Source organism: Pseudomonas sp. Marseille-Q0931 (assembly GCF_940789645.1).
Classification (GTDB): Bacteria; Pseudomonadota; Gammaproteobacteria; order Pseudomonadales; family Pseudomonadaceae; genus Aquipseudomonas.
This window is the reverse complement of sequence record NZ_CALNWT010000010.1, coordinates 169,263-190,369: the sequence shown is the minus strand read 5'-3', so window position 1 is coordinate 190,369 and position 21,107 is coordinate 169,263. Positions and strand designations below refer to the sequence as shown.

The 21,107-nt window shown below is 64.3% G+C and carries 22 protein-coding genes; 11 read left to right on the top strand and 11 right to left on the bottom strand.

All coding sequences use genetic code 11. From position 1 onward, the window contains the following. Positions 1-493: 493 nt before the first annotated feature. The 5 genes from P3C50_RS16975 to P3C50_RS16955 form a co-directional block, all read right to left on the bottom strand. A complete protein-coding gene (locus tag P3C50_RS16975; protein ID WP_275546871.1) occupies positions 494-1,837 on the bottom strand; it encodes a DUF1329 domain-containing protein in 1,344 nt (447 codons plus the stop codon). 241 nt (positions 1,838-2,078) lie between these two features. Next, positions 2,079-2,795, bottom strand: coding sequence for a tRNA (guanosine(46)-N7)-methyltransferase TrmB (gene trmB / locus P3C50_RS16970; RefSeq protein WP_275546870.1), 717 nt, complete (start codon positions 2,793-2,795; stop codon positions 2,079-2,081). A gap of 68 nt (positions 2,796-2,863) precedes the next feature. Continuing rightward, a complete protein-coding gene (locus P3C50_RS16965; RefSeq protein WP_275546869.1) occupies positions 2,864-3,658 on the bottom strand; it encodes a thiazole synthase in 795 nt (264 codons plus the stop codon). A gap of 18 nt (positions 3,659-3,676) precedes the next feature. Beyond that, positions 3,677-3,877 carry a sulfur carrier protein ThiS gene (gene thiS / locus P3C50_RS16960; protein ID WP_003463964.1) on the bottom strand — a complete coding sequence of 67 codons (201 nt, stop codon included), beginning with the start codon at positions 3,875-3,877 and terminating at the stop codon, positions 3,677-3,679. Positions 3,878-3,979: 102 nt separating this feature from the next. Next, on the bottom strand, positions 3,980-4,351 hold the full coding sequence (locus P3C50_RS16955; protein WP_275546868.1) for a DUF423 domain-containing protein: 372 nt from the start codon (positions 4,349-4,351) through the stop codon (positions 3,980-3,982). Between the two features lie 222 nt (positions 4,352-4,573). Between P3C50_RS16955 and mtgA the strand changes: the two genes are divergently transcribed. Next, positions 4,574-5,302, top strand: coding sequence for a monofunctional biosynthetic peptidoglycan transglycosylase (mtgA, locus tag P3C50_RS16950; RefSeq protein WP_275546867.1), 729 nt, complete (start codon positions 4,574-4,576; stop codon positions 5,300-5,302). 1 nt (position 5,303) lies between these two features. Here the strand turns inward: mtgA and P3C50_RS16945 are convergent, their stop codons facing one another. From P3C50_RS16945 to ftsY, 5 genes are all read right to left on the bottom strand, one after another. Then, the gene (locus tag P3C50_RS16945) at positions 5,304-5,915 is read right to left on the bottom strand and encodes a hypothetical protein (protein ID WP_275546866.1); all 612 of its coding nucleotides are present in this window, start codon (positions 5,913-5,915) and stop codon (positions 5,304-5,306) included. Positions 5,916-5,980: 65 nt separating this feature from the next. Beyond that, a complete protein-coding gene (rpoH, locus tag P3C50_RS16940) occupies positions 5,981-6,835 on the bottom strand; it encodes an RNA polymerase sigma factor RpoH (protein ID WP_275546865.1) in 855 nt (284 codons plus the stop codon). A gap of 143 nt (positions 6,836-6,978) precedes the next feature. Then, positions 6,979-7,995, bottom strand: coding sequence for a permease-like cell division protein FtsX (gene ftsX / locus P3C50_RS16935; RefSeq protein ID WP_275546864.1), 1,017 nt, complete (start codon positions 7,993-7,995; stop codon positions 6,979-6,981). Then, positions 7,995-8,663: a cell division ATP-binding protein FtsE gene (gene ftsE, locus P3C50_RS16930; protein WP_099525949.1), complete on the bottom strand. Its 669-nt coding sequence runs from the start codon at positions 8,661-8,663 to the stop codon at positions 7,995-7,997. Before ftsE ends, ftsX begins: the two co-directional genes overlap by 1 nt. Next, positions 8,660-10,006 (bottom strand): signal recognition particle-docking protein FtsY, encoded by a 1,347-nt coding sequence (ftsY, locus tag P3C50_RS16925; protein ID WP_275546863.1) that lies wholly within the window; start codon positions 10,004-10,006, stop codon positions 8,660-8,662. The genes ftsE and ftsY overlap by 4 nt, the downstream gene beginning before the upstream one ends. Positions 10,007-10,147: 141 nt before the next feature. Between ftsY and P3C50_RS16920 the strand changes: the two genes are divergently transcribed. The 5 genes from P3C50_RS16920 (at position 10,148) to P3C50_RS16900 (ending at position 14,857) form a co-directional block, all read left to right on the top strand. After that, positions 10,148-11,515: a M16 family metallopeptidase gene (locus tag P3C50_RS16920; RefSeq protein WP_275546862.1), complete on the top strand. Its 1,368-nt coding sequence runs from the start codon at positions 10,148-10,150 to the stop codon at positions 11,513-11,515. After that, a complete protein-coding gene (locus P3C50_RS16915) occupies positions 11,512-12,972 on the top strand; it encodes a M16 family metallopeptidase (protein WP_275546861.1) in 1,461 nt (486 codons plus the stop codon). The genes P3C50_RS16920 and P3C50_RS16915 overlap by 4 nt, the downstream gene beginning before the upstream one ends. Next, complete coding sequence (gene rsmD, locus P3C50_RS16910; RefSeq protein ID WP_275546860.1) at positions 12,972-13,574, top strand: 16S rRNA (guanine(966)-N(2))-methyltransferase RsmD; 603 nt, start codon at positions 12,972-12,974, stop codon at positions 13,572-13,574. The genes P3C50_RS16915 and rsmD overlap by 1 nt, the downstream gene beginning before the upstream one ends. Next, positions 13,571-13,789 (top strand): hypothetical protein, encoded by a 219-nt coding sequence (locus tag P3C50_RS16905; RefSeq protein ID WP_275546859.1) that lies wholly within the window; start codon positions 13,571-13,573, stop codon positions 13,787-13,789. Before rsmD ends, P3C50_RS16905 begins: the two co-directional genes overlap by 4 nt. 84 nt (positions 13,790-13,873) lie before the next feature. Continuing rightward, positions 13,874-14,857 (top strand): hydrolase, encoded by a 984-nt coding sequence (locus P3C50_RS16900; RefSeq protein WP_275546858.1) that lies wholly within the window; start codon positions 13,874-13,876, stop codon positions 14,855-14,857. Between the two features lie 222 nt (positions 14,858-15,079). Here the strand turns inward: P3C50_RS16900 and P3C50_RS16895 are convergent, their stop codons facing one another. Further along, entirely contained in the window at positions 15,080-15,739 is a 660-nt protein-coding gene (locus tag P3C50_RS16895) for a TetR/AcrR family transcriptional regulator (protein ID WP_275546857.1), read from the bottom strand. Between the two features lie 367 nt (positions 15,740-16,106). Between P3C50_RS16895 and P3C50_RS16890 the strand changes: the two genes are divergently transcribed. The 5 genes from P3C50_RS16890 to P3C50_RS16870 all read left to right on the top strand — a co-directional run bounded on the left by P3C50_RS16890 (position 16,107) and on the right by P3C50_RS16870 (position 21,028). Then, positions 16,107-17,537, top strand: a complete 1,431-nt coding sequence (locus P3C50_RS16890) for a coniferyl aldehyde dehydrogenase (RefSeq protein WP_275546856.1) — start codon at positions 16,107-16,109, stop codon at positions 17,535-17,537. Between the two features lie 42 nt (positions 17,538-17,579). Next, positions 17,580-18,125 (top strand): twin-arginine translocation pathway signal protein, encoded by a 546-nt coding sequence (locus P3C50_RS16885; RefSeq protein WP_275546855.1) that lies wholly within the window; start codon positions 17,580-17,582, stop codon positions 18,123-18,125. A 158-nt stretch (positions 18,126-18,283) separates the two neighbouring features. Beyond that, the gene (locus tag P3C50_RS16880; RefSeq protein WP_275546854.1) at positions 18,284-19,876 is read left to right on the top strand and encodes a GMC family oxidoreductase; all 1,593 of its coding nucleotides are present in this window, start codon (positions 18,284-18,286) and stop codon (positions 19,874-19,876) included. Positions 19,877-20,069: 193 nt separating this feature from the next. Beyond that, entirely contained in the window at positions 20,070-20,552 is a 483-nt protein-coding gene (coaD, locus tag P3C50_RS16875) for a pantetheine-phosphate adenylyltransferase (RefSeq protein WP_197856792.1), read from the top strand. A gap of 224 nt (positions 20,553-20,776) precedes the next feature. Further along, positions 20,777-21,028 (top strand): YfhL family 4Fe-4S dicluster ferredoxin, encoded by a 252-nt coding sequence (locus P3C50_RS16870; protein ID WP_003464019.1) that lies wholly within the window; start codon positions 20,777-20,779, stop codon positions 21,026-21,028. The last annotated feature ends 79 nt before the right edge of the window (positions 21,029-21,107 follow it).

Below are 21,107 nucleotides of genomic sequence, written 5' to 3'. Positions count from 1 at the left end.
GGCCAAAAGAGCAGAAGCCTGTGGACAAGCTTTCCGCGCAGGGCGTTATCACCGGAATCTGGAAACAGTTTGGGGTGCCCGAGAACCTGGGTAGTGCTAACGGGCATACGCGGGTAATAAGCGACCACGCGCCGGAAAAATTGAAACCGAAGATGCGCAGAAACGCTGAAAGTATCGATTTAGAGCGGTTTCTTAGATCCGAGCGTGACTATACGTGGCGTTTCCGCTCAATGCACCAAGCAGGTCGTCACATGCGCAGGCACGACAACTTCGAGCTGGGCGTCTATCGCGCCAACGGCCGGACGGACCGTGCCGCTGCATGTAGTCGTCATCCAGGACGAAAGGCTTCGCGGACGAGTCCGCTCCCACAAGAACAGTTGTGCCGGCGCTGCGCGCGCCGACCTTCTGTGGAAGCGGACTTGTCCGCGATAATGCTGTAGTGCGCGAGCGGCAGCCGCAGCTGGCGATGCGCTGGTCGCGCGGATGATGCGGCTCAGTTGCCTTCGCGGCGCAACGCCTGCGGGGTGAAGTCGCGCGGGCTCAGCCGGGCGTTGAAGTCGTACATCTTCTCGTTGTTGTCCAGGCCGTCAGCGAAGTAGCGGCCGCCCTTGAGGTCATAGATGGTCTCCAGGGTCGAGCCGAACATCGGCGCATCGTAGTAGCTGATCGGATGCGCTTCCTGCAGGCCGACCAGGTTGCCGCTGCGGTCATACAGATCGACGGCGAGGATCTGCCAGCTGTCTTCGTCCAGATAAAAGCGGCGTTTGCCGTACGGGTGGCTGAAGCCGGTGCGCAGGTCCGCCTCGACCACCCAGACGCGGTGCAGCTCGTAGCGCAGCAGTTCGGGGTTGATGTGCTTGGCCTGGAGGATATCGGCGTACGGAATGCCCTGCTGGTGAACCGCGTAGCTGTTGTAGGGCACCAGCATCTCGCGCTTGCCCAACAGCTGCCATTCATAGCGGTCCGGGGCGCCGTTGTAGGCGTCCACCTGGTCGGCGGTGGCCATGCCGTTGGTATCGGGCTGCAGGGTGTCATAGGCGAGCATCGGCAGGCGACGCACACGGCGCTCGCCGCGGTTGAAGCGCCAGGCCTTGCGGATGGCCAGCACCTGATCGAGCGTTTCCTGCACCACCAGTGCCGAGCCAGCCAGTTTGGCCGGCGCCACGACCTTGTACTTGTAGAAGAACAAGGTGTTGTCCAGATCCTGCGGGGCAACGCCTTCACGGCCGTAGAGGAAATAGATGTCGCGCTCGAGCTTGAGCAGGTTGTAGCTGCCATTGGCGAGTACCGCCGCCTGGTTGGTGGCCATGCTGATCTGGTCGCCACGGTAGCGCATGATGTGGTTCCAGATGGCTTCCTGGCCGTTCTGCGGCATGGGGAACGGCACGCCGGCCGCCGCGCCCTGCACACCATTGCCGCCAGAGATCAGTTCGGCATTCAGCGCGTTGAAACGGGTCGCGTCGTAGATACGCTGCGGAGCCGCCGCGCTGCGGCGAGTCGGGAAGACCCGCAGGTAGAAGCTGGGGTACTGCTGCAGCAGGGTCTTGAGGCCGACCGGCAATTGCTGCTCGTATTGCGCCAGGTTCTGGCTGTCGACGCGATACAGCAGCTTGTCGTCCGCGAAGGGGTCCGGGTGGTGCATGCCCGGCTGGTAACCGGCTGGCGGTGTCGCTTGGCCGCCTGTCCAGGCCGGAATGGTACCGGCAGCATTGCCCGCACGCTCACCGCCCAACGGGGTCAGGTCCTGCTCCAGGCGCGCAGCCTGGCTGGCATCGACCTTGGCCTGAGCCTGAAAGGCCAGGGCGGTCAGTAGAAGAATGGAAACCGATCTCAACACAATGCTCTCCTTGCGACGCCATGGCAGCGACGTCGCCAATATCTACACGCCTTGCAGACGCGTTTATCGTTGTTGTGTGATGAGAGCCTGCCTCACGAGCTCGCGAGCGCCCACGCGCAGCGGATCATGAACAGGTTCTGAGGTGAGGTGCCGTCCTGGCCGCCGGGTTATCCCGATCTGATCGTGCATCCTGCCGGTTCTAAGCGTGGGGCGATCCTGATCGACCAGGGTCGCCCGGTCATCATTCCTGGCGCTGGAACTTGAGGTCCCATACACCATGGCCAAGACGCTCGCCGCGGCGTTCGAACTTGGTCACCGGGCGCTCTTCTGGGCGCGGCACATAGGTGCCATCTGCAGCAAGGTTGCGATAACCCGGCGCGACGTTCATCACCTCGAGCATGTGCTCGGCGTAATTTTCCCAGTCGGTGGCCATATGCAGCACGCCGCCGATCTTCAGCTTGCTGCGCACCAGCTCGGCGAAAGCCGGCTGCACGATGCGGCGTTTGTGGTGGCGCGACTTGTGCCAGGGATCAGGGAAGAACAGCAGCACGCGATCCAGGCTGGCATCGGCAACGCAGTCACGCAGCACTTCCAGCGCATCGCAGCTGTACACGCGGATATTGCTCAGGTTCTGCGTCATCGCGCCATTGAGCAAGGCACCCACGCCCGGCTTGTGTACCTCGACGCCAATGAAGTCCTGCTCGGGCGCGGCAGCGGCCATCTCCAGGGTGGAGTGGCCCATGCCGAAACCGATTTCGAAGGTGCGCGGCGCGCTGCGCCCGAACACCTGATCGAAATCGCGCGGGCCATCTTCGAGTTCAAGGCCGAACAGCGGCCAGCCCTTGTCGATGCCGCGCTGCTGACCTTCGGTCATGCGCCCGGCACGCATCACGAAGCTCTTGATGGTACGGCGCTGGCGACCGTCTTCGGTCAGTTCGGGCTGTTGGCTATCGGTCATGCTGTGCTCTTGTAGGGTGTTTTACGACTTGGCGGGCCGGCGAGCCGGTCCGCAGCCAATCGTCATCCTTAATTGATCAGGCCAGTCAGCGGCGAAGAGGCGCTGGCATAGAGTTTCTTCGGCATGCGGCCGGCCAGGTAGGCCAGGCGCCCGGCCTCGACGGCGTGCTGCATGGCGCGGGCCATGAGCACCGGATCCTGCGCTTCGGCGATGGCGCTGTTCATCAGCACCGCTTCGCAGCCCAACTCCATGGCGATGGTGGCGTCGGAGGCCGTGCCCACGCCGGCGTCGACCAGCACGGGCACCTTCGATTCCTCGAGGATGATGCGCAGGTTGTACGGGTTGCAGATACCCAGGCCCGAACCGATCAGGCCGGCCAGCGGCATCACCGCGATGCAGCCGATTTCGGCCAGCTGACGGGCGATGATGGGGTCGTCGCTGGTGTACACCATGACGTCGAAACCGTCCTTGACCAGCACTTCGGCGGCCTTGATGGTCTCGATGACGTTGGGGAACAGGGTCTTCTGGTCGGCCAGTACTTCCAGCTTGACCAGGTTGTGGCCGTCGAGCAGCTCACGCGCCAGGCGGCAGGTACGCACGGCCTCGACGGCGTCGTAGCAGCCGGCGGTATTGGGCAGGATGGTGTACTTGTCCGGGCTGATCACGTCGAGCAGGTTCGGCTCACCCGGGTTCTGGCCGATATTGGTGCGGCGCACCGCCACGGTGACGATCTCGGCGCCGGAAGCGGCGATAGCGTCACGGGTCTCGTCCATATCCTTGTACTTGCCGGTACCGACCAGCAGGCGCGACTGGAACGTACGACCGGCCAGGGTGAAGGGCTTGTCGCTGCGAACTTGGCTCATGGAATACTCCTCGTGAAGTCAACCGCCGCCGATGGCGTGCACCACTTCCACCTGATCGCCCTCGGCGAGCTGGGTGCTGTCGTGCTGGCTGCGTGGAACGATGTCCAGATTGAGCTCGACCGCCACACGGCGCCCGGTCAGGTCGAGGCGAACCAACAGGTCGGCGACGCTCTGGTTATCCGGCAGTTCGAAGGGTTCACCATTCAACTGGATACGCATGACGACTCGGTCACAACTAGGAAGAGGGCCGGCATTCTAGCCCGATAGGCTGTCGCGACCAAGGCTAAAAGACGCCATTGGTCCTCATTTCTGACGCCAGGGTCAGGTCATTTTCCACGCCGCCAGCCCCAGGCACAGCCAGCCGATCAGGAAGGCGACGCCCCCGAACGGGGTAATGATGCCAAGCTTGCCGATGCCGCTGAGGGTCAAGAGATAGAGGCTGCCGGAGAACAGCAGGATACCCAAGGCGAAGGCGCCGCCAGCCAGGTTCACCAGTCGTCCGGGCATGTGCAACGCCAGCAGACCGACGCCGAACAGGGCCAGCGCGTGGATCAGCTGATAGTGCGTGCCGGTCTGGAATACAGCCAGATACTCGGGCGTCAGCCTGTGTTTCAGACCGTGAGCGGCAAAGGCGCCCAGAGCGACGCCGGTAAAGCCGGCGAAAGCGGATAACAGCAGCCAGAGACGGGCCATGGAACCTCCAGAAGGGATCGACCTGACGCAGTTTAATTACTCAGGCCGCCGGCAAGGGGGTCGTTATTGTCACACCTGATCATCAGACGGATATTTCTTCAGCTTTTGGTTGCCTGCCATCCCTGGCAGCAACCCTTCGGGCCGTCGGCAGAGCCGACGTCAAAAATCGCTCCCGGCGATTTTTTGTTTTAATAGCGCCACGCCCAATCATTGCGAGACCCCATGCTCCGAGCCCTGACCCGCCGCCTGCTGAAACTGCTGCTCTGGCTGATGCTGGCCAGCGCCCTGCTGGTGCTCGTGCTGCGCTGGGTACCGCCACCCGGCACGGCGCTGATGATCGAACGCAAAATCGAATCCTGGGGCAGCTCACAGTCCATTGAGCTGAAGCGCCAATGGCGCCCCTGGAACGAACTGCCGGACCACCTGAAGATGGCGGTGATAGCCGCCGAAGACCAGAAGTTCGCCGAGCACTGGGGCTTCGACGTCGGCGCGATTCAGGCAGCGCTGGCGCACAACCAGAGCGGCGGCTCGCTGCGTGGCGCCAGTACTCTGAGCCAGCAGGTGGCGAAAAACCTGTTTCTCTGGTCCGGGCGCAGCTGGCTGCGCAAAGGGCTGGAAGCCTGGTTCACCGCGCTGATCGAACTGCTCTGGCCGAAGGAGCGCATCCTCGAGGTCTATCTGAACAGCGTCGAATGGGGCGACGGCATCTTCGGCGCCGAAGCCGCCGCGCAGCATCACTTCAGCGTCGGCGCGCCGTACCTCAATCGCCAGCAGGCCAGCCAGCTGGCCGCCGTGCTGCCCAACCCGCTGCGCTGGAGCGCAGGCCGTCCGAATGGCTATGTGATCCGCCGCGCGGCCTGGATTCGCCAGCAGATGAACCAGCTCGGCGGCAGCCACTACCTCAACCAGCTCAAGCCGCAGCGCCCCGATTGGTGGCCACGCTGGCTGTAAGCTAGCGAGTAGCGCGAAACGCCTTGCGCGGCACCGCATGCAGCAGTTCAACGTCCTCGCCGTGCAGATGCACGGTCAAACCCCATTGTGGATAGACCCAGGCCTGGCCGTCGGCCAACTCCAGGGTCAGACGCGGCTGCCCGAGGCTGGCGGCCAGGCGTTCGCTGGCCAGCGCTTGCGGGGCACTCAGATTGAGACTGGCGATGGGAAATGTGGCCATCTGCTCGGTCAGCGACTCATCCAGCGCTAACTCCGCATCGCCTGCCTTCAGACCCTGCGCCACCATCAGGCTGTCGCGCTGATTCTTGCTCAAGGCCAGTTCAGCCTGCAGCGACCACTCGCCCTCCTCCCCTTCGAGCGTCGTTCGATAGGTCAGCCGTGCGCCGTCCAGGCGCGGCTCCAGCCACAGCTCGCCCGGGGCCAGCGCCTGCACATCACGCAGCGTCAGCCCATCTTCGGCCAGCGGCTGCAACAGCGCATTGCGCCACTGCTGCAGATTGGCCACCGGCTGAACCTCGCTGCTGCGCATCAGCCAGGCGCCCCAGGCGAAGAACAGCACGGCAACGATCGCGAATATCAGCCAGTGCTGCGCTTTCAGCGGGGCTTTGTTCAAGGCGGTTGCTCCAGATAGCAAAAAAAAAGCCGCACCAGGGTGCGGCTTTTCGGGTTACGGCAGACTCAGGCGGCGATACAGCCCTTGAGCTTGTTCATCGCGTTCTTCTCGAGCTGACGAATACGCTCAGCCGACACGTTGTACTTGGCGGCCAGGTCGTGCAGCGTCGCCTTCTCTTCGGCCAGCCAGCGCTGGTGGAGAATGTCGCGGCTGCGCTCGTCCAGGCTTTCCAGCGCTTCGTGCAGGTTGCTGCTGGAGCTGTCGCTCCAGTCGGCATCCTCGAGCTGGCGAGCCGGGTCGTAGCGGTGATCTTCCAGGTAATGCGCGGGCGACTGGAAGGCGCTGTCGTCGTCGGCATCGGCTGCCGGGTCGAAGGCCATGTCCTGGCCGGTCAGGCGGCTTTCCATTTCGCGCACTTCGTGCGGCTCGACGCCCAGGCTTTCGGCTACGGCGGTGACTTCGTCGTTGTTCAGCCAGGCCAGACGCTTCTTCTGGCTGCGCAGGTTGAAGAACAGTTTGCGCTGCGCCTTGGTGGTGGCCACTTTGACGATGCGCCAGTTCTTCAGGATGAACTCGTGGATTTCCGCACGAATCCAGTGCACGGCGAAGGACACCAGACGCACACCCATCTCCGGGTTGAAGCGCTTGACCGCCTTCATCAGGCCGACGTTGCCTTCCTGAATCAGGTCAGCCTGGGCCAGGCCATAGCCGGAATAGCTGCGCGCGATATGCACGACGAAACGCAGGTGAGCCAGCACCATCTGGCGGGCGGCATCGAGATCCTGCTGATAGTAGAGATTTTCGGCCAGTTCACGCTCCTGCTCGGGCGTCAGCAGCGGAATGCTGTTAACCGCATGCACGTACGCTTCCAGGTTGGCGCCTGGAACAAGGGCATGAACAGGTTGCAAGGAAGTGGACATTCGAATCCTCCGATTCACGAAACTCGTGCAGTGTAGCACTGCGCTATCTGATAAAGAGCCTGTGGATAAGTTCCCTATCAGATAGTCAATATCAACCAAAACAATGACTTGTCAGCTTGCGTTCAGCCTCGCCGAACAGCGCCCTAGCGGGGAGCAAGTTCGTTCAGGTGACGCGCCACCGCCAGCCAGGCGCCAATATAGCCCAACAGCACGGCGCCGAGCAGCAGCGAAAAACCGTCGGCCGAAGGTACGCCACCCAGGGCGAAATCGCTACCGTAGAGGCCGGCCAAACGTACTACAGCATCGTTCAGCCAATCCAGCCCGAAGGCCAACAGCAACCAGGCGAAGATGCCGGCGCCGAAACCGTACAATGCGCCCATATACAAGAAAGGACGCCGCACGTAGCCATCGGTTCCACCTACCAGTTTGATCACCTCGATCTCAGCGCGGCGATTCTCGATGTGCAGGCGGATGGTATTACCGATCACCAGCAGCAGCGCCAGGATCAGCAGCAGACTGAGGCCGAAGACGAAGCGATCGCCCAGCTTGAGGATGGCCGTGAGACGCTCGACCCAGACCAGATCGAGCTGCGCCTGCTCCACCTTGGGCAGCTCCGCCAGGCGCTGGCGCAGGGCTTCGAGCTTGGCCTTGTCGACTTCCTTGGGCGTGACCAGGACCACGCCTGGCAGCGGGTTCTCCGGCAGTTCCTTGAGCGCCTGGCCCAGGCCGGACAGTTGCTGGAATTCTTCCAGCGCCTGCTCGCGGCTGATCCACTCGGCATCGGCCACGTCATCCATCGCCGCGATCTGCTCGCGCAGCGCCTGGCCGTCACGCTCACCGGCGGACATGTCGAGAAACAGAGAAATCTGCGCGGCACGCTGCCAGGAGCCGCCGAGCTTCTCGACGTTGTCCAGCAGCAGCGACAGGCCCATGGGCAGGCTCAGCGCCACGGCCATCACCCAGCAGGTGAAGAAGCTGCCAATGGGCTGGCGCGCCAGGCGGCGCAGGCTGTCTACCAGGCTGGCGCGGTGACTTTCCAGCCAGGCGTGGAACAGCGTGCGGAAATCCGGTTCGTCAGCCGGGCCGTCCACCACCTTGTTGCGCGGCGCCGCGCCGACACGTTCGGCCGGTTGCGGCGTGGGCATCTTCGATGCGCTCATCAGGCAGCCTCCCCGTCACCGATCAGACGACCGCGTTGCAGGGTCAGCATGCGCTGGCGCATACGCGCGATCAGCGCCAGGTCGTGGCTGGCGATCAGCACCGTGGTACCCAGCTGGTTGATGTCCTCGAACACGCCCATGATCTCGGCGGCCAGGCGCGGGTCGAGGTTGCCGGTGGGCTCGTCCGCCAGCAGCAGAGCCGGGCGGTGGACGATGGCGCGGGCGATGCCGACGCGCTGCTGCTGACCGGTGGACAGATCACCCGGCGCTTGCGCGGCCTTGTCGCTGAGGCTGACGCGCTCCAGCGCGGCGCCGACGCGCTTGGCGATCTCCGGCTTGGACAGACCAAGAATCTGTAGCGGCAAAGCGACGTTGTCGTAAACGGTGCGGTCGAACAGCAGTTGGTGGTTCTGGAACACCACACCGATCTGCCGACGCAGGAAGGGAATCTGCGCGTTGGTGATGGTCGACAGGTCCTGCCCGGCCAGCAGCAATTTGCCGCTGGTGGGCCGCTCCATTGCCAGCAGCAGGCGCAGCAGCGTGCTCTTGCCGGCACCGGAGTGGCCGGTGACGAAGAGAAATTCGCCGGGGCGAACGCGGAAACTCAGCTCGTGCAGCCCGACATGGCCATTGGGGTAACGCTTGGCGACCTGCTCGAATCGGATCATCCGCGCTCACGCTCCTCGAACAGTGCCTGGACGAAAGCCTGCGCCTCGAACGGACGCAAATCATCGATACCCTCGCCCACACCGATGTAGCGAATCGGCAGGCCGAACTGCTTGGCCAGGGCGAAGATGACGCCGCCCTTGGCGGTGCCGTCGAGTTTGGTCAGCGCCAGGCCGGTGAGGTTCACCGTCTGGTTGAACTGCTTGGCCTGGCTGATGGCGTTCTGCCCGGTGCCGGCGTCGAGCACCAGCAGCACCTCGTGCGGCGCCGTCTCGTCCAGCTTGCCAATCACCCGACGGACCTTCTTCAGCTCTTCCATCAGGTTGTCCTTGGTGTGCAGGCGCCCGGCGGTATCGGCGATCAGCACGTCGATGCCACGGGACTTGGCGGCCTGCACCGCATCGAAGATCACCGAGGCCGAGTCGGCGCCGGTGTGCTGGGCGATGACCGCAATGTTGTTGCGCTCGCCCCAGACCTGCAGCTGCTCCACGGCAGCGGCACGGAAGGTATCGCCGGCGGCGAGCATGACCTTCTTGCCGTCTTGCTGCAGCTTCTTGGCCAGCTTGCCGATGGTGGTGGTCTTGCCCACACCGTTGACGCCGACGACGAGGATCACATAGGGCTGCTTGGTCGTGTCGATCACCAGCGGCTGCTCGACCGGCTTGAGCAGGGTGACCAGCTCTTCCTGCAGGGCCTTGTACAGCGCGCCGCTGTCGGCCAGTTCCTTGCGCGCCACGCGCTTGGTCAGGTTGCCGATGATGGCGGTGGTCGCCTCGACACCGACGTCGGCGGTCAGCAGTCGGGTTTCCAGATCGTCGAGCAGGTCATCATCGATGGCCTTCTTGCCGAGGAACAGGCTGGCCATGCCTTCGCCGAGACTGGCGCTGGTCTTGGACAGGCCCTGCTTGAGACGGGCGAAGAAGCCCGGCTTTTCCTGGGTGGCCGGCGCGGCGACGGGCGCCGGCGCAGCCGCCACCGGGGCAACCTCGGCGATGGGTTCGACCGCGGCTGGCGTCGGCTCGACGACCACGGGTTCAGCTACCGGGGCTTCGGCAATGGGCGGTTCAGGCTGCGGCGCTGGAGCCGGCGTGACATCAGCCACTGGCGGCTCGGCTGCGGGCTCGGCTGCCGGCAAGGCTTCGGGCGCAGGCTCAGGCGCCGACGGCTCGGCAGGTGCCTGCGCAGGCGCTGATGGCTCGACGGGCGCGGGCTGAGCCGGCTCGGCAGGTGTTTCCGCCGGCTTCTTGCGCCACCAGCTGAACAGGGATTTCTTCTCTTCGGTCACAGGCGGGGTCTGCGCGCCAGCCTCGGCCGGCGACTTATTGTCGTCATTGGAACCAAACATGGGTCGCTTGCATCTCAGGGGAGCGACGCTAACAGGCTGTAAAGCCTTGTCACGCCGCCCCGGAAAAGGATGGGGTATCCTAGCACCTCTTCGCCCGCCGGCGGTACGACCGCCCAGGCTATCCGACAGGTCAGACTTTTAATGAATGCCATCGCCCGCCGTTCCCTCGGCCTGCTGTTCGGCGCCCTTTGCGTGCCACTTGCAGCCTCCGCGTCTCCCGCTCAACCCACCCACGAATTCGAACTGGACAACGGCCTCAAGGTCATCGTCCGCGAGGACCACCGCGCGCCGGTGGTGGTTTCGCAGATCTGGTACAAGGTCGGCTCCAGCTACGAGACGCCCGGCTCCACCGGCCTGTCCCACGCCCTGGAACACATGATGTTCAAGGGCAGCCGCAATTTCGGCCCCGGCGAAGCGTCGCGCATCCTGCGTGAGCTGGGCGCCGAGGAAAATGCCTTCACCAGTGACGACTACACCGCCTACTACCAGGTGCTGGCCCGCGACCGCCTGGGCGTGGCGCTGGAGCTGGAAGCCGACCGTCTCGCCAGCCTGAAACTGCCGGCAGATGAGTTCGCCAAGGAAATCGAGGTGATCAAGGAGGAGCGCCGTCTGCGCACCGACGACCGTCCCTCGTCCCTGGCATTCGAGCGCTTCAAACCCATGGCCTACCCGGCCAGCGGCTACAGCATCCCGACCATCGGCTGGATGGCCGACCTCGAGCGCATGCACATCGACGAACTGCGCGCCTGGTACCAGAAGTGGTACGCGCCGAACAACGCCACCCTGGTGGTGGTCGGCGACGTCAGCGTGGACGAGGTCAAGACCCAGGCGCAGCGTTACTTCGCTGACATTCCGCGTCGCGACGTTCCGACCGCCAAGCTGCCGCTTGAACTGGCCGCGCCGGGCGAGCGGCGCACCACCCTGTACCTCAAGACCCAACTGCCCAATCTGGTCATGGGCTTTAACGTGCCGGGCCTGGCCACTGCGCAAACGCCGCGCCAGGTCTATGCCCTGCGCCTGGCCGCCGCACTGCTCGATGGCGGCTACAGCGCACGCCTGCCGACCCGCCTGGAGCGCGGCGAGGAACTCGTTTCCGGTGCCAGCGTCTGGTACAACGCCTTCACCCGCGGCGACAGCCTGTTCATCCTCTCGGCTATGCCCAACGTGCAGAAGGGCAAGACCCTGGAGCAGGCCGAAGCCGGCCTGTGGCGCGAACTGGAAGAACTGAAGAAAGCCCCGCCGTCCGCTGCCGAACTGGCACGCGTACGCGCCCAGGTCATCGCCGGCCTGGTATTCGAGCGCGACTCGATCACCAGCCAGGCCACCGGTATCGGTCAACTGGAAACCGTCGGCCTGTCCTGGCAGTTGATCGACCAAGAACTGGCCGAACTGGAAGCCGTCACCCCGGCCGATATCCAGCAGGCCGCCCGTACCTTCTTCGTTCGCGACCGCCTGAGTGTCGCCCACGTTCTGCCCGAAGAGTCTCGCAATGAGGAGTCCCGCCCATGAAGACTGAGCAACGCCGCCTGGGCCTGCTCGGCCTGGTCCTGTCCACCGCCCTGGCACTGGGCGCCTGCGCCAACCTGTCCGACAGCACGGCGACCGGCGATGCCGCCAAGCTGCAGTCGCTGGCTGCGCTCGACGGCAAGGCGCCGACCCGCCGTACGCTGGAAATCCAGAGCTGGCACACCTCACAGGGCGCCAGGGTGCTGTTCGTCGAAGCCCATGAGCTGCCGATGTTCGACCTACGCCTGACCTTCGCCGCCGGCAGCAGTCAGGACGGCGGCGCGCCGGGCCTGGCTACCCTGACCAACGCGATGCTCAACGAAGGTGTGCCGGGCAAGGACGTCGGCGCCATCGCCGCCGGTTTCGAGGGCCTCGGCGCCGAGTTCGGCAACGGCGCCTACCGCGACATGGCCGTGGCCAGCCTGCGCAGCCTGAGCGCGCGGGAGCAACGCGAACCTGCGCTCGCGCTGTTCGCCGATGTACTGGGCAAGCCCACCTTCCCTGCCGATTCGTTGGCGCGGATCAAGAACCAGCTGCTCGCCGGCTTCGAGTACCAGAAGCAGAATCCGGGCAAGCTGGCCAGCCTGGAGCTATTCGAGCGCCTGTACGGGCAGCATCCCTATGCGCACCCGAGCGACGGAACGGCGCAGTCGATCCCCGCCATCACCCGTCAGCAGCTGCAGGCCTTCCACGCTCGCGCCTACGCGGCCGGCAATGCGGTGATCGCCCTGGTCGGCGACCTGTCGCGCGCCGAGGCCGAGGCCATCGCCAATCAGCTCTCCGCCGCCCTGCCACAAGGCCCGGCGCTGGCGAAGATCGCCCAGCCGCAAACGCCCAAGCCGGGCGTCAGCCATATCGAATACCCATCCAACCAGACCCATCTGATGTTCGCCCAGCTCGGCATCGACCGCAGCGATCCGGATTATGCCGCGCTGTACCTGGGCAACCAGATCTTCGGTGGTGGCGGCTTCGGCACCCGCCTGATGAGCGAGGTGCGCGAGAAGCGTGGCCTGACCTACGGCGTCTACTCCAGTTTCAGGACCATGCAGGCGCGCGGCCCATTCATGATCAATCTGCAGACCCGCGCCGAGCTCAGCCAGGGCACCCTGGCGCTGGTCAAGCAACTGCTGACCGACTACCTGCGTGACGGCCCGACCCAGCAGGAACTGGACAACGCCAAACGCGAGCTGGCCGGCAGCTTCCCGCTGTCCACGGCAAGCAATGCGGCCATCGTCGGCCAGTTGGCATCGATGGGCTTCTACGATCTGCCGCTGAGCTACCTGGACGATTTCATGCGCGACGTGCAGAACCTGACCACCGAGCAGGTGCAGGCGGCGATGGCCAAGCACCTCGACCCTGATGCACTGGTGGTGGTCACAGCAGGCCCGACCGTGGCGCAGAAGGAGTTGCCACCACCGACCGATCGCCCGGCCGAGCTGCCCAGCACGGTGCCACACTGATGCGCGGACGCGCCCCACACAAACCCGCCGCGGGCAAAGCCCACGGCGGCCAGGGTCAATTGCGCATCATCGGTGGGCAATGGCGTTCGCGGCGCTTCGCCTTCCCTGACGGCCCGGGCCTGCGCCCGACACCGGACCGGGTGCGCGAAACGCTGTTCAACTGGCTCGCGCCCTACGTGGAGGGCGCACACGTGCTCGACCCCTTCGCCGGCAGCGGCGCGTTGCTGCTCGAGGCCTTATCGCGCGGCGCTGCCAGCGGCCTGGCCTGCGACCTCAACCCGGCGTCGGTGGCTGCGCTGCGCGGACATTTGACGACGCTGCAGTGCAACGAGGGCGAGATTCAGCTCGGCGATGCCCTGCAACTGCTGGCCCGCCCGGCACCGCGGCGCTTCGATATCGCTCTGCTCGACCCGCCCTTCCACAAGGACCTGCTACAGGACGCCTGCACCTTGCTGGAAACACAAGGCTGGCTGGCCGACGACGCCTGGATCTACACCGAAAGCGAATCCACCCCGTCAACCCTCGGCCTACCGGGGAACTGGCGCCTGCACCGTGAGAAGCACACCGGCCAGGTGCATTACGCGCTGTGGCAGCGTGGATGAAGGACTTCATCTATGCCCACCTGCCCTATCTGCTGCTGATCGTACTGGCGCTGCCGGTGCTGCTCAGCCAGCAGGAAATTCCGCTGAATTTGAATCGCACGATACTGTTGGAGCATCAGCAAGGTATCGTCATCGGACTTACCAATCAGCGTATCGTCGCGTTACTGGTATTGGCCTGGTGCGCTTGGCGCATACTGCGCAAGCGCCGACGCTGAAAGCTCCGTAGCCTGGATGAAATCCAGGGCCACCATTCCCGGATTGCATCCGGGCTACGTCTACTGCCGACGACCGACTTCACCATGAACACTGAATTTCGCCCCGCCTGGTGGCTCCCCGGTCCGCATCTGCAGACGCTGTGGAAGCCCTTCTGCCGCAAGCCGCCGCAGCTCGAGCGCCAGCGCGAACGGCTGTGGCTGGACGATGGCGACTTCCTCGACCTCGACTGGCACGGCCCGCACGACGCCCACGCGCCGCTGGTGCTGGTGCTGCATGGCCTGACCGGCAGCTCCAGCTCGCTCTACGTGCTCGGCCTGCAGCAGGCCCTGGCCGCACGCGGTTGGGCCAGCGTGGCGTTGAACTGGCGTGGCTGCTCCGGCGAGCCCAACCTGCTGCCGCGCGGCTACCATTCCGGCGCCAGCGAGGATCTGGCCTCGGCTGTCGCCCACCTGCGCGCGCAACGGCCGATGGCGCCGCTATATGCCGTCGGCTATTCGCTGGGCGGCAACGTGCTGCTCAAGTACCTGGGTGAAAGCGGCGCGCAGAGCCAGCTGCAAGCCGCGGTAGCGGTGTCGGTGCCGTTTCGTCTGGATCAGTGCGCCGACCGCATCGGCCTGGGTTTCTCACGGGTGTATCAGGCGCACTTCATGCGCGAGATGGTCGCCTACGTGAACGACAAGCAGCGCCTATTCACCGAACAGGGTCAGAGCGAGCGCCTGTCGGTACTGGAGCGCCTCGGCCCGCTGGACGGCATGCGCACCTTCTGGGACTTCGACGGGCGCATCACCGCGCCGCTGCACGGTTTCGCCGATGCCCACGATTACTACCGCCGCGCTTCTAGCCGCTTCTACCTGGGTGAAATCCGCACACGCACGCTGATCATCCAGGCGGAGGACGACCCCTTCATCTTCCGCCATAGCCTGCCGGAGGCCAGCGAACTCGCCCCCGGCACCGAGTTCGAACTGCACGCCAAGGGCGGGCATGTCGGCTTCGTCGAAGGCAGCCCGCGCAAGCCAGTGTATTACCTGGAGCGGCGTATTCCGCAATGGCTGGCGAGCCACGGATAATCGCGGCTGAAGCCGCTCCTACGCGGGCGGCAAGTAACCCGGATGAAGTCCGGGAAGACGCGACAAAGGCCATTGCGGATTGCAACCGGGCAAGGCAGTCGCTGCAGATTGTGGGAGGCGCTTCAGCGGCGAAAAGCTCGCGGCAAAAGCCCCTCCTACCGACCCGCGAAGTCGTACCCCGGATGAATCCGGGCTACAGAGCATCCGGTGACACCGAACCGCTTACCCCAGTACCTGCTCCAGCGGCACGTGCAGGCGATCGTACAGCGCCTCGACCGCCGCACGCGTCGAAGGCGCGATATAGCCGCCCTCCAGCGCCAGCACTTGGTAGATGCCGCGGCGCAGCATGTCCTGGCTGAGGTCGTCCGGGCTGGCCCCGGCGGTGCAGAGGAAACGCACCCAGGAAGTCATGATGATCCAGGCGTTGAGGGTCAGCGCCTCGATCTGCGCCGGCGTCATGCTGAGGATCTCGGCATCGACGAAGCCCTGGTAGATGGCCCGCGCGTGCACCAGACAGCGCCGGGCGAAGGCCTGATAACGCTCAGCCAACTCGGCGTCGGATTCCAGCAGGTGCTCCAGATCGCGATGCAGGAAACGGTAGTGCCACATCGCCGCCAGCAGCGCCTCCAGGTAGAAGGTCTTGTCCTCTACCGTCAGCGCACGACCTTCGGGCAGACGCAGAAAACTGTCGACCTGCGCTTCGTACTGGGCGAACAGCTCGGCGATGATCACCTGCTTGTTGCGGAAGTGGTAATACAGATTACCCGGCGAAATGCCCAGATGTGCGGCGATGTGGTTCGTGGTGACATTGCGTTCGCCCTGGCCGTTGAACAGGGCCAGGCTCTCGGCAACGATGCGGTCGCGGGTCTTGGGTGGCGCCATGACGCAGCTCGATCTCGACTTCAAAAGTGGCAAAGGTACAGGCGAAACAGCCGGAGTGTTACCCCCGAATGCGCCGCAAAAGCGCTGGCAGGCCTTTGGTTAGGGTGCAGCGAGGACGGAAACGCGGCACCTATTTGACACATTAGAGTAATTGCTCTAAAAATCCAGCTCAGCCTAATCGCGGCTTATAGCCGCCTCCAGCAGGCTGTTTAAAAACGTCGGCGAGGCAGTCAGCGCAAGGCAAAAACAGGCGAAAAAGCGGAGTTTACAAGTTGTAAATGAGCATTTTGAGCCTGTTTTTAACGCAGCGATGACAACGCAGATAGTTTTTCAACAGCCTGCCCGCTGGAACGTCGAGGAGAAACCAATGGTCGCCGACATCGCCTATTTGCAGCACAGCCAACAGCAGATCAGCCAGCTGGACGCCACCTTCGCCCTGCAGCGCTCCGCCTTTGCCGCCAACCCGATGCCGTCGGCCGAGCAACGCATTCAGTGGTTGAAGTCCCTCAAGGAGTTGCTGGACGAACAGCAGGATGCGCTGATCGAGGCGATTTCTCAGGACTTCAGCAACCGCTCGGTGGACGAGACCCTGCTCGCCGAACTGATGCCCAGCCTGCATGGCATCCATTACGCGAGCAAACGCATCAGAAAGTGGATGAAGCCTTCACGGCGTAGCGTCGGCATGCAGTTCATGCCCGCTTCAGCCAAGGTCATCTACCAGCCGCTGGGCGTGGTCGGCATCATCGTGCCGTGGAACTACCCGCTGTTTCTCGCCGTCGGCCCGCTGACCGGTGCGCTGGCCGCCGGCAACCGGGTGATGATCAAGATGAGCGAATCCACCCCGGCCACCTCGCAACTGGTCAAGGACCTGCTGGCGCGCATCTTCCCCGAGGACCTGGTCAGCGTCGCCCTGGGCGAGGCGGAAGTCGGCATGGCCTTCTCCAAGCTGCCGTTCGACCATTTGCTGTTCACTGGCGCCACCAGCATCGGCAAGCACGTGATGCGCGCCGCCGCGGAGAACCTGACCCCGGTAACACTGGAACTGGGCGGCAAGTCGCCAGCCATCGTCTCGGCCGACGTGCCGCTGGAGCACGCCGCCGAGCGCATCGCCTTCGGCAAGACCCTCAACGCCGGCCAGACCTGCGTGGCGCCGGACTACGTGCTGGTGCCGCGTAATCGCGTCGACGGCTTCGTCAGCGCCTATCGCGACGTCGTGCAGCGTTTCTATCCGCAGCTCAAGGACAACCCGGACTACACGGCGATCATCAACGAGCGCCAGCTGGCCCGCCTCAACGGCTACCTGCAGGACGCGCAGACCAAGGGCGCGCGCATCGTTCCCTTGTATCCAGAGGCCCAGGGCCGGCGCCTGCCGCAGAGCCTGGTACTCGACGTCAACGACGACATGAAGCTGATGCAGGACGAGATCTTCGGCCCGCTGCTGCCGGTGGTCCCGTACGACCGCCTGGAAGATGCCTTCGCCTACGTCAACGCACGGCCACGCCCGCTGGCGCTGTACTACTTCGGTTACGACAAGGGCGAACAGCAGCGCGTGCTGCACGAAACCCACTCCGGCGGCGTGTGCCTGAACGACACCCTGCTGCACGTGGCGCAGGACGACATGCCGTTCGGCGGTGTCGGCCCGTCGGGCATGGGCCACTACCACGGTCACGAAGGTTTCCTGACCTTCAGCAAGGCCAAGGGCGTATTCATCAAGCAGCGTTTCAACGCCGCACGGCTGATCTACCCGCCTTACGGCAAGGCGATCCAGAAGCTCATCTACAAATTGTTCGTACGTTGATCGACGCGGTCAGCACCCGCTCTACGCCTGGTGATAACAACAATGAACGACACCACTCTCGACGCGCCGCAACTTTCGCGGCGCAGCCTGCTCAAGGTCGGCCTGCTGGGCACGGCGCTGCTCGGCACTGCCGGGCTGACCGCGACGCTCAGCGGCTGCTCGGCCAGCACGCCGGCCAATGGTTATCTGATCCTGCGCAGCAGCGACCTGCCGTTTCTGCGCGCGCTGATCCCGGTGATGCTCGATGGCGCCGTCAGTACCGAACAGATGCCGCAGGCGATAGATGGCACGCTGAAGAGTCTCGACAACGGCCTCGCCCACCTGTCGCCGGAGATGCTGAAACTCACCGTACAACTGTTCGACGTGCTGGCCCTGCCCATTACCCGTGGCCCGCTGACCGGCGTTTGGGGCAGTTGGGACAACGCCAGCGCCGATGACGTGCGCAACTTCCTCAGCCGCTGGCAGAACAGCAGCCTGAGCCTGCTGCGCATGGGCCACGCCTCGCTGCTGCAACTGGTGATGATGGCCTGGTACAGCTGCCAGGAAGCCTGGGCGCATTGCGGCTATCCGGGGCCGCCCACCGTATGACGGCCCACCCTACCAGGGGTGGAGAGCATCGCGGCTGAAGCCGCTCCCACGGAATACGGGCTGTTGGTGTAGGAGCGGATTTATCCGCGATCAGGGCAAGCACCCAGCTCGAGAGCTCGCCCCCTACAGACGGCCCGACGACAAGAAGAGAAGGTGAAATGCCTGTACCCGATTTGTTCAAGCAAGGCCTGGCCAAAGGCTGGAAGACATACGACGGCTCGCGCCTGGAAAACGACCTGACGCTGGAAGCCGATGTCGCCATCGTCGGTAGCGGCGCCGGCGGTGGCACCACGGCGGAGATTCTCAGCGCCGCTGGCTACAAGGTGCTGCTGATCGAGGAAGGCCCGCTGAAGACCAGCGACGACTTCAAGATGCAGGAGGCCGAGGCCTACCCGAACCTCTATCAGGAAGGTATCGGCCGCATGAGCAAGGATGGCGCCATCACCATACTGCAGGGCCGGGCCGTGGGCGGCACGACGCTGATCAACTGGACCAGCAGCTTCCGCACGCCGCCACAGACCCTGGCCCACTGGGCTGAAGTGCATGGCGTGAAAGGCCATGACGTCGCGTCCATGGCGCCCTGGTTCGAGAAGATGGAGCAGCGCCTGGGCGTCGCGCCCTGGGCGGTGCCACCGAATGCCAACAACGAGGTGCTGCGCAGCGGCTGCGACAAGCTCGGCTATCACTGGGCGCCGATCCCGCGCAACGTGCGCGGCTGCTGGAACCTCGGCTACTGCGGCATGGGCTGCCCGACCAACGCCAAGCAGTCGATGCTGGTCACCACCATCCCCGCCACCCTCGACGCCGGCGGCGAGCTGCTCTACCTGGCGCGCGCCGACAAGCTGCTGATCGAAGGCGACAAGGTGGTCGGCATCGACTGCCTGGGCATGGACGAACGCTGCGTGGCGCCCACCGGCAAGCGCATCCGGGTCAAGGCGCGGCACTACGTGCTGGCCGGCGGTGGCATCAACACCCCCGGCATTCTGCTGCGCTCCAACGCGCCCGACCCGCACCAGCGCGTCGGACGGCGCACCTACCTTCACCTGGTGAACTTCTCCGCGGCGCAGTTCGAACAGGTCATCAACCCCTTCTACGGTGCGCCGCAGTCGGTCTACTCGGATCATTTTCAGTGGGACGATGGCACCGGCGGACGCCTTTCCTACAAGCTGGAAGTGCCGCCCCTACAGCCAGCGCTGACCGCCACCCTGCTCGGCGATTTTGGCCGCGAGAACGCCCTGCGCATGGCACAACTGCCGCATACCAACGTGATGCTTGCCCTGCTGCGCGACGGCTTCCACCCGGATTGCGCCGAGGGCCGTGTGGAACTGCGTGACGACGGCAGCCCGGTACTCGACTACCAGATGACCGACTACACCTGGGATGGCGTGCGCCGTGCCTTCCTGACCATGGCCGAAATCCAGTTCGCCGCAGGCGCCAGGGCGGTGATGCCGATGCACGCCGATGCCGGCTACGTGGCAACCTGGAAGCAAGCCCGGGACCTGATCGACAACCTCGACCTGGCGCTGTACCGCACCCGCCTGGGCAGCGCTCACGTGATGGGCGGCTGCGCCATGGGCGAAGACCCGCAGCAGGCAGTGGTCGACAGCCTCGGCCGGCATCACCAGCTGGAGAACCTGTCGGTCCACGACGGCTCGCTGTTCCCCACCAGCATCGGCGCCAACCCGCAACTTTCGATCTATGGGCTGACCGCGAAACTGGCAACCCTGCTGGGCGAACGATTGAAGGCCTGAGCAGTGCAGCGCACGGCCCTGCCTGGCGCAGGCTGTGCCCTGCTCGGTAATCGCCCACATCTGCATCCTCTACAGCCCATTGAATGCCAGGCACTCAGGCACACACGGCAACCGAGCCTTTCGTCACGCTTGGCCGCAAGGGAAACGCTGCGCTACCATCCGCGACTCTTGCCGCCTCGAACAGGACGAAGCGATGAATCGAGTGTTGTACCCGGGTACCTTCGACCCCATCACCAAAGGCCATGGCGATCTGGTCGAACGCGCCGCGCGGCTCTTCGATCACGTCATCATCGCCGTTGCCGCCAGCCCCAAGAAGAACCCGCTGTTCCCGCTGGAACAACGCGTCGAGCTGGCCCGCGAGGTAACCAAGCACCTGCCCAACGTTGAAGTGGTGGGTTTCTCCTCGCTGCTGGCGCACTTCGTCAAGGAGCAGAACGCCAACGTGTTCCTGCGCGGCCTGCGCGCGGTATCGGACTTCGAGTACGAATTTCAGCTGGCCAACATGAACCGCCAGCTTGCGCCGGACGTCGAGAGCCTGTTCCTCACACCGTCGGAGAAGTATTCCTTCATTTCCTCGACCCTGGTGCGCGAAATCGCCGCGCTGGGTGGCGACATTTCCAAGTTCGTGCACCCGGCCGTCGCCGATGCGCTCCACGAGCGCTTGCGCAAGCATTAAAAGCCGGCCGTTCACGGTCGACTGATGACCCTCTCCCGCTCTTGGGAGAGGATAAAAGCGGCGCCACGATTCCCTACCCTCTCCCCTGCCCTTTTCCCGCAAACGGGAGAGGGAGCAAGGCGCCTAACCGACCGGGCTAATGGCACATGGCGTACCAATCCGGCACAATTGCCCCATTGTCGCCTGCCAATGTCGTGGCCCAGCTTCGACGGGAGTTGTTTTTCATGTCCCTGATCATTACCGACGATTGCATCAACTGCGACGTCTGCGAACCCGAGTGCCCCAACGGCGCCATTTCCCAGGGTGAGGAGATCTACGTGATCGATCCCAACCTGTGCACCGAATGCGTCGGCCACTACGATGAGCCGCAATGCCAGCAGGTCTGCCCGGTCGACTGCATCCCGCTCGACGAGAACAACGTGGAGAGCAAGGATGAACTGATGCACAAGTACCGCATCATCACCGGCAAGGCCTGACACTTTCGAGGGCTAGCGACCTCCCACTTTCTCCGCGCCCGTTGTGCCCCCTCGCCCGAGCGAGGCTGTTAAGCTTCAA